The sequence below is a fragment of the Micromonospora tarensis genome, assembly GCF_016803395.1.
Taxonomy (GTDB): domain Bacteria; phylum Actinomycetota; class Actinomycetes; order Mycobacteriales; family Micromonosporaceae; genus Micromonospora; species Micromonospora tarensis.
Genome location: NZ_JAEVHL010000057.1, coordinates 22,795 through 29,882, shown reverse-complemented (window position 1 = coordinate 29,882; position 7,088 = coordinate 22,795). Strand labels below are relative to the sequence as shown.

General features: G+C 73.3%; 7 protein-coding genes and 1 pseudogene. 3 read left to right on the top strand and 5 right to left on the bottom strand.

The annotated features are described in order from the left end of the window. The 4 genes from JM949_RS14180 to JM949_RS14170 form a co-directional block, all read right to left on the bottom strand. The coding region (locus tag JM949_RS14180; protein ID WP_238433149.1) for a DUF1800 domain-containing protein at window positions 1-941 on the bottom strand (941 nt) is incomplete at its 3' end. Next, window positions 938-1,129, bottom strand: coding sequence for a DUF1800 domain-containing protein (locus tag JM949_RS37015; protein ID WP_238433142.1), 192 nt, complete (start codon window positions 1,127-1,129; stop codon window positions 938-940). The genes JM949_RS14180 and JM949_RS37015, both read right to left, overlap by 4 nt. A gap of 59 nt (window positions 1,130-1,188) precedes the next feature. Continuing rightward, the gene (locus JM949_RS14175) at window positions 1,189-1,980 is read right to left on the bottom strand and encodes an enoyl-CoA hydratase-related protein (RefSeq protein ID WP_203148952.1); all 792 of its coding nucleotides are present in this window, start codon (window positions 1,978-1,980) and stop codon (window positions 1,189-1,191) included. 4 nt (window positions 1,981-1,984) lie between these two features. Continuing rightward, window positions 1,985-2,803 carry a PaaX family transcriptional regulator gene (locus JM949_RS14170; protein WP_203148951.1) on the bottom strand — a complete coding sequence of 273 codons (819 nt, stop codon included), beginning with the start codon at window positions 2,801-2,803 and terminating at the stop codon, window positions 1,985-1,987. A 190-nt stretch (window positions 2,804-2,993) separates the two neighbouring features. On the opposite strand from JM949_RS14170, the gene JM949_RS14165 reads away from it, so the two are divergent. Next, window positions 2,994-3,161 (top strand): DUF3117 domain-containing protein, encoded by a 168-nt coding sequence (locus JM949_RS14165; protein ID WP_007455245.1) that lies wholly within the window; start codon window positions 2,994-2,996, stop codon window positions 3,159-3,161. Between the two features lie 141 nt (window positions 3,162-3,302). Next, window positions 3,303-4,777, top strand: a pseudogene (locus JM949_RS14160) (leucyl aminopeptidase family protein). 67 nt (window positions 4,778-4,844) lie between these two features. On the opposite strand, the gene JM949_RS14155 reads toward JM949_RS14160, so the two are convergent. Next, window positions 4,845-5,414 (bottom strand): O-methyltransferase, encoded by a 570-nt coding sequence (locus JM949_RS14155; RefSeq protein ID WP_203148956.1) that lies wholly within the window; start codon window positions 5,412-5,414, stop codon window positions 4,845-4,847. A 298-nt stretch (window positions 5,415-5,712) separates the two neighbouring features. On the opposite strand from JM949_RS14155, the gene JM949_RS14150 reads away from it, so the two are divergent. After that, window positions 5,713-7,041, top strand: coding sequence for a S1C family serine protease (locus JM949_RS14150; protein WP_203148955.1), 1,329 nt, complete (start codon window positions 5,713-5,715; stop codon window positions 7,039-7,041). Window positions 7,042-7,088: the final 47 nt, after the last annotated feature.

The window sequence follows — 7,088 nt, the reverse complement described above, 5'->3', positions numbered from 1 at the left end:
AGCACGGTCGGCGCCGTGGCGGCGGCGAGCGTCCCGGCCGTCCGCAGCCGGGCCTGCAACGACGAGGTGGTCAACCAGGCCGCCCCGGCCGGCCAGCCGCCCACGCTGGGCGGGCGGAGCGGCACCTGATCCAGCGCGTTCAACCCGCTCAGCAGTTGTTTGCGTTGCTGCTCGGGTAGCGCGGACGGTCGGATACCGAGCTGGCGTAGCGCGCCGACCAGCCACTCCACCGGCTGCTTCACCAGCGTGCCCCGGGTCTGCCCGAAGGCCGGCGCGGAGAAGATCGCGCGCAGAGTCGCGACGGTGTCCGGGCCGGCCAGATCGCCCGGTGCCGGGACGTCGGTGCCCGCGTAGCGGGACCAGAGCCGCCCTGCCACGAAGGTCGCCGCCGCGGGTTGGGCGGCCAGCAGTCCGGCGTACGCCTCGGCGTCGAACCGGCCGCTGTGCCCGAGGATGCTCTTCTCGCCGGGGTCGTGCCGGCGGGCCTCGAAGTGGGCGGCACCGGTACGCCGGTCGACCACCCAGCCGGTCAGCGCCCGCGCGCCGGCCTTCACGTCGGCCTCGGTGTAGGCGCCGATGCCGAGGGTGAAGAGCTCCATCAGCTCGCGGGCCAGGTTCTCGTTCGGCGCCTTGCGGGTGTTCTTCTGTCCGTCCAGCCAGATGATCAGGGCGGGGTCGCGCACCATCGCGGTGACCAGCGGGCCGAGCGGCCCCCGGCCGTGCTGGCGCAGCGTCGCCAGCTGCGCCAGCATCATCCGGGCCGACTTGACCTTCTGCGCGCTTGTCGCCCAGTGCCCGTGCCAGAAGAAGAGCAGCTTCTCGGTCAGCCCGTCCTCGGCGGCCACCATCCGGTCCAGCCACCACTCGGTGACCTGCTGGAGTTGCTTGCGGCGCTCCGCGTTGGCCTGCTGCCGCTGCTCGCGGGTGGAGTCCTTGGTCAGCGCGGCGTACGGGTCGGGCGGCAGCGTCGGGGTCGGCGTGGCCGCCGCGCCCCGGTCGGCCGGGGTGGGGTGAGCAGCCGGTCCAGGGTTGCCGTCGGCCCGGCCCGCTCGGCCGCGTCCACCTCGTCGGCGGTCGGCCCGAAGGTCGCCCGGCGCAGCAGGTGCGCCACCGCTTCACGATCGCTCATACCGGCCGACGCTAGGCGAGGACTGTTCGAGGACGGTAAGGGCGGCGTCCGGATCGCGTTCAGCGTCCCTCGAAGACCGGTTTCTGCTTTCCGACGAAGGCGAACGTGGCCGCCCGGTGATCGGCGGTGGCGCCGCAGATCGACTGGGCCTGTGCCTCGGCGGCGAGGGCGTCGGCGAGGGTGCCGGCGTCGGCGATGGAGAGCTGCCGCTTGATTGCCCCGTACGCGACGGTCGGACCGGCGGCGAGCCGGGCGGCCAGCTCCTGGGCGGTCGGCAGCACCTGCTCGTCGTCGTCCGTCAACCGGTTGAGCAGACCCAACCGGCAGGCCTCCTCGGCGCGGACCGGCTCGGCCAGCATCAGCAACTCGACCGCCTTGGCGTGGCCGACCAACCGGGGCAGCGTCCAGGAGGCGCCGGTGTCGGCGGCGAGGCCGACCTTCGAGAAGGCCATCAGGAAGCTGGTGGTCGGGCCGCCGATGCGGATGTCGGCGAGGAACGCCAGCGACGCGCCCGCGCCGGCGGCCATCCCGCGCACCGCGGCGATCACCGGCTTGGGCAGGTTGGCGAGGCGTGCGGCGATCGGGTTGTAGTGCGCCCGCACGGTGTTCAGCGGGTCACTCGCGGAGTTCTCCAGGGTGGCCACGTGCTCACGCAGGTCCTGACCCGCGCTGAACGACCCGCCGGCCCCGGCCAGCACGACCGCCCGGCAGGACCGGTCGGTTTCCAGCTCCGCCAGGGCGTCCCGGAGCGCCTCCTTGAGCGGCACGTCGAGCGCGTTCATCGCGTTCGGCCGGTTCAACGTGAGGGTGACGACGGCGTCGGTCCGGTCGACCAGCAGTGGCTCGGTCACGTGTCTAACGCCCCTTCTGTCGGACGATGCGGTTGCCGGCGTCGAGGCACTGTTCGACGTACCGGTCGGCGGCCGGCCGCAGGCGGGCGGCGTGCCTGTCGAAGAAGCTGGCCGCGGCGGTGCCGGGCCAGCGTTCGGGTAGCAGCGCCGGGGGCAGCTGCGGGTCCTGGAAGAGGAACGTACGCCACGCGTGCACGAGCCGGAACCGGGCGGCGTACGCCTCCTCGTCGCTGCTGCGGACGGTGACCGCGGCGAGCAGCGGACGCTGGTCCGCGACGAACCGCTCGTAGGCGCGGCCGATCTCGGCCAGGTCCCAGGCTCGTCGGACCACGCCCATCGCGCCGGGGGTGCCGGAGAAGTGTGAGGCGGTGAAGCGTTCGAACCGGACGCCGGTCTCGGCGAGGAGCAGATCGACATCCTCGGCGGGGCGGGTGGCGACCCAGGTCTGCTCGTCGAGCGTGCCGTAGCCGAGGAAGCTGAGGTTGGCGGCGAGCCGCTGCCGGTCCCGCCGGGATCCCGGGGCGTCCAGGACCAGCAGGTCGAACCGGCCGTCCCAGGTGATCCGGCCGGTCCGGTAGATCCGGGCCGCCGCCTCGTCGAGTCGCCGGGCGGCTTTCGGTGTGATCGAATATCCCGGCCCGGAGACCAACCGGAGCGGTTCGAGCCAGCCCTGGCGCACCATCCGCGAGACGGCGGTGCGAACGGCTGGCGGTGCGATTCCCAGCGGTGCCAGCAGCTTGACCAGGGCGGCAACCGGTGCACGGCCACCCCTCGGACGGAGGTGGTCGCCGTACAGGTCGAAGAGTGCCGACCGTGCCTGCATGACCGCACATTGTGACAGGCCTTCTCAAGATAAGCTAGATGCTGTTACATCAATGCTGCTCCGGTTTGGGTCCGGCGGTGTTCATCAGGGAAAATCGTTTGTCGACACCCCCGCGACCGTTGCGGGTGGTCGTGACGAAGTGGCTGTGGGGCAACCCACCGACCCTGGTGTAGGTCTGAGGGGAGACAACATGGCGGCGATGAAGCCGCGGACGGGCGATGGTCCGCTGGAAGTCACCAAGGAGGGTCGGGGCATCGTCATGCGGGTCCCGCTGGAGGGCGGTGGCCGGCTCGTCGTCGAGATGACTCCCGACGAGGCCAACGCGCTCGGTGACGCACTGAAGGCAGCGGCCGGCTGAGTAAGAGTGCTCCGGGCGGCTCGCGCCGCCCGGAACGTTCTTCGGACCCTGAGCCGCCGGCAGCGCCGGTGGCTCAGGGTCTTCATCCATGCGGGCGGACTCTGTCCCGCTCCGCGACCTTTCCTGGAGGTACGGTTCCGCGTGCTCGCCATCCGTCTGATCGCCGAGCCCGACCGGTTCGACGTCCTCGTCCTGCCGGTTCGTCCCGTCGACGCGGCGGCGGGAGGTGACACCTCGGCCGAACCCGTGTCGACCGCCGTGGCACCCCCGGACGGCACCGCCGACGAGGCCGCCACGCTGGCACCCGCGGCCCGACTGACCGGCCGAGCCGGTGAGATCCACACCCAGCTGCGCCCCGGGCGTACCCCCGGGCGGCTGCTGCTGCTCGGTGTCGGCGCCGGCGACGAGGCGGCCTGGCGGACGGCCGGAGCGGCACTGGCCCGCTCGGCCGTGGCTGAGACGCATATCACCATCGTGCTGCCGGCCGAGGTGACGCCGGCTGCGGTCCGTGGGTTGACCGAAGGGCTGCTGCTCGCCCCGTACCGGTTCCGGCTGACCGAGGCCGGTGACCGACCGGCGCTCGGCAGCGTCGATCTGCTGACCGCCGACCCGACCGCCCACGAGGCCACCGTCAGCACGGCGCGGACCACGGCGGAGATGACCCACCTCGCCCGTGACCTGACCAACACCCCCTCCTCGGTGAAGACTCCGCAGTGGTTCGCCGACCAGGTGGCCGCCGCCGCGGCCGACCTCCCGGACCTGCGACTGCGGGTCCGTGGCCCGGCCGAGCTGGCCGCCGAGGGCTTCGGCGGGATCCTCGCCGTGGGCGGTGGCTCGGCCAGCGGCCCCCGGCTCGTCGAGCTGGACTGGCATCCCGCCGACGCGGGTACCCACGTGGTGCTCGTCGGAAAGGGCATCACCTTCGACACCGGCGGCATCTCGATCAAGCCGGTGGCCGCCATGAAGCTGATGCGCAAGGACATGGCGGGGGCCGCCGCTGTCGTCGCCGCAACCCTGGGCGCCGCCGCGCTGCGTCTGCCGATCCGGATCACCACGTTGGCTCCGCTCGCCGAGAACATGGTCAGCGGTGCCGCGTTCCGGCCCGGCGACGTCATCCGGCACTACGACGGTACGACGAGCGAGACCACCAACTCGGACGCCGAGGGCCGACTGGTCCTCGCCGACGCGCTGGCGTACGCGGTGCGCCAGCTCAAGCCGGACCTGCTGCTCGACCTGGCCACGCTCACCGGCGCGAACTCCGTGGCGCTGGGCAAGCGCACCGCCGCCCTGTACAGCGAGAACGACGAGCTGGCCGCCGACGTGCTGGCGGCGGCCGAGGCGGCTGGCGAGTCGGCGTGGCGGATGCCGCTGCACACCGACTACGTGGAATACCTGGGCAGCGACATCGCCGACCTGTACAGCGCGCCGGCGCAGGGTGCCGGCTCGGTGCTGGCCGCGCTCTACCTGCGCGAGTTCACCGGCGACCTCCGGGACCGCTGGCTACACCTGGACATGTCGGCGCCGTCCTGGGCGGACGCGACCAGGCCGAGGTCAGCCGGGGCGCCACCGGCTGGGGCGTCCGGTCGTTGCTGCGCTGGCTGGCCACCGTCGACTAGGCGGGTGGCAGCGCCTCGGCCCGGCACCGGCCGGCCCGGGGCGCTGCCACACACCCCGGGGGCCTGGTCAGCACTTCACCGAGGCGAGCAGCCCGTGCCCGACCGGGAGCAGGGCGGGGATCCAGTGCTCCGACTCCCGAACCGCCTTGATCGTCTCGCGGACGGTCACCGTCTCGGCGTCCCGGGCGGCCGGGTCGCCGATCCGGCCGCCCGCCAGCACCCCGTTGAGCGCCAGCACGCCACCGGGGCGCAGCAGCCGCAGCGCGGCTTCCACGCAGGCGTGGAAGCCGGTTGCCTCCGCGTCCACGAAGACCAGGTCGTACGCGCCGTCGGCGAGCCGGGGCAGCACGTCCAGCGCACGACCGGTGATGATCCGGGTGCGGCCGGCCGCGAAGCCCGCCTCGGCGAAGATCCGCCGGGCGATCCGTTGGTGCTCCACCTCGACGTCGATGGTGGTCAGTACGCCGTCGGCGCGCATGCCGCGCAGCAGCCACACCCCGCTCACCCCGGTGCCGGTGCCGATCTCCACCACCGCGCGGGCGTTTCCGGCGGCGGCCAGCAGCCGCAGCGCGGCTCCCGCGCCGGGGGTCACCGCGTCCAGGCCCACCTCCCGGGCCAGGCTGCGGGCGGTGCGCAGGACGAGATCCTCGGTGACGTACGACTCGGCGAACTGCTGGGCCTGCGTCGTCGAACTGCCGGAACCGGCGACCGTGGCGATGGGGCACCTCCGGGGGCGGTGCGTGGTGCGGGGGCGGGTTGGCACTGTGAGCGTAGAGGCGACCGCCACGGGGCGCAGCCGCGCCTCCGCCGGAAGCGATCACCGGGCAACCGCTGACTCCACCGCGTGCATCCGTGCAATCCTGGAGGCGGTATCCCGTCAGCCGCGACCGAACCGGCCCGTGGCCGGGCGACGCGGCGCGGGATCCGGGGACGGACTGGGAGGCACCGACGTGACCGACGGCTGGGACTGGCGCCGGGGCGGTGAGACTCCGGCGCGACCGCCCGGGGCAGGAGCCCCGTCGGTGGGGCCGCCGACGGCTGAGGCTGGTGTGCCGCCGCTCGGCGCGTCGCCCTGGTGGTCGGATGCGCTCGCTGACCCCTGGCGGGACCCGGCGGCACCGGCCGCCGTGGTGGTGCCCGGGGTGGTGGCGGCCGGCACGGCGCCCGAGCCGGTCAGCGATCCCGACGCGCCGGGCCGGCCGAGGCTGCGCCACCTGTTGCTCATTCCCGTGCTCACCGCGCTGCTGGCCGGCACCCTCGGTGGTGCCCTGGGCTACGCCTTCGCGGTCCGGGGTGGGGCTGGTGGGGCGGTGCTCGGCGCCGCGCCGACGGAGCCGCCCGCCCTGGCCCAGCGCAAACCGGAGTCGCTGGCCGGAGTCGCCGAGCGTGTCCTGCCCAGCGTGGTCACCGTACGGGTGAGCAGCCTCGGTGGGACCAGTGAGGGTTCCGGGTTCATCGCCACCCCCGACGGCCATGTGATCACCAACGATCACGTGGTGGCCGGGGGCTCCGGCAAGGCGTCGGTGGTATTCAACGACGGCAGCACCGCGCCGGCGAGCATCGTCGGTCAGGACCCGGAGTCGGACATCGCGGTGATCAAGGTGAGTCGTCCCGGCCTGCGCCCGGTGGAGTTCGGCGACTCGGACGCGTTGGCGGTCGGTGACCCGGTGCTCGCCATGGGGTCACCGCTGTCGCTCGCCAACACGGTCACCGCCGGCATCGTGAGCGCCCTGGACCGGACGATGCAGGCCGGCGAGCCGGGTGGCCCGGTGCGCTACTACGCCGCCATCCAGACCGACGCGGCGGTCAACCACGGCAACTCGGGCGGCCCGCTGGTCGACGGCGCCGGCCGGGTGGTGGGAGTGAACTCCACGATCAAGTCGCTTGTCGCGGAGGGCCAGGAGGCGGGCAACATCGGGCTCGCCTTCGCCATCCCGATCAACCAGGCCAAGCGGGTCACCCAGGACATCATCGGCACCGGCAAGGCCCGGCGTACGGTGATCGGCGCGCGGGTGGACGGCCCGGCCGGCGTCGTCGGGGGCGGCCTGCGGCTGGCGGAGGTAGCCCCGTCCGGCCCGGCGGAGGGCGCGGGGTTGAAGGTCGGCGACGTGATCCTCAAGATCAACGGACGGCCGATGACCGAGCCGACCGACCTGACCGCGTTGGTCCGCAAGTACGCGCCGGGCTCGGTGGTGACCGTCGAGTTTCGGCGAGGCTCGACCCGGCAGAACACCTCGGTAACTCTTGCCGCGGATGCGAAGTGAACAGCGGCGCACCCCTTGCCCGGAAGCGGTCCGGCGTGCGTAGTCTT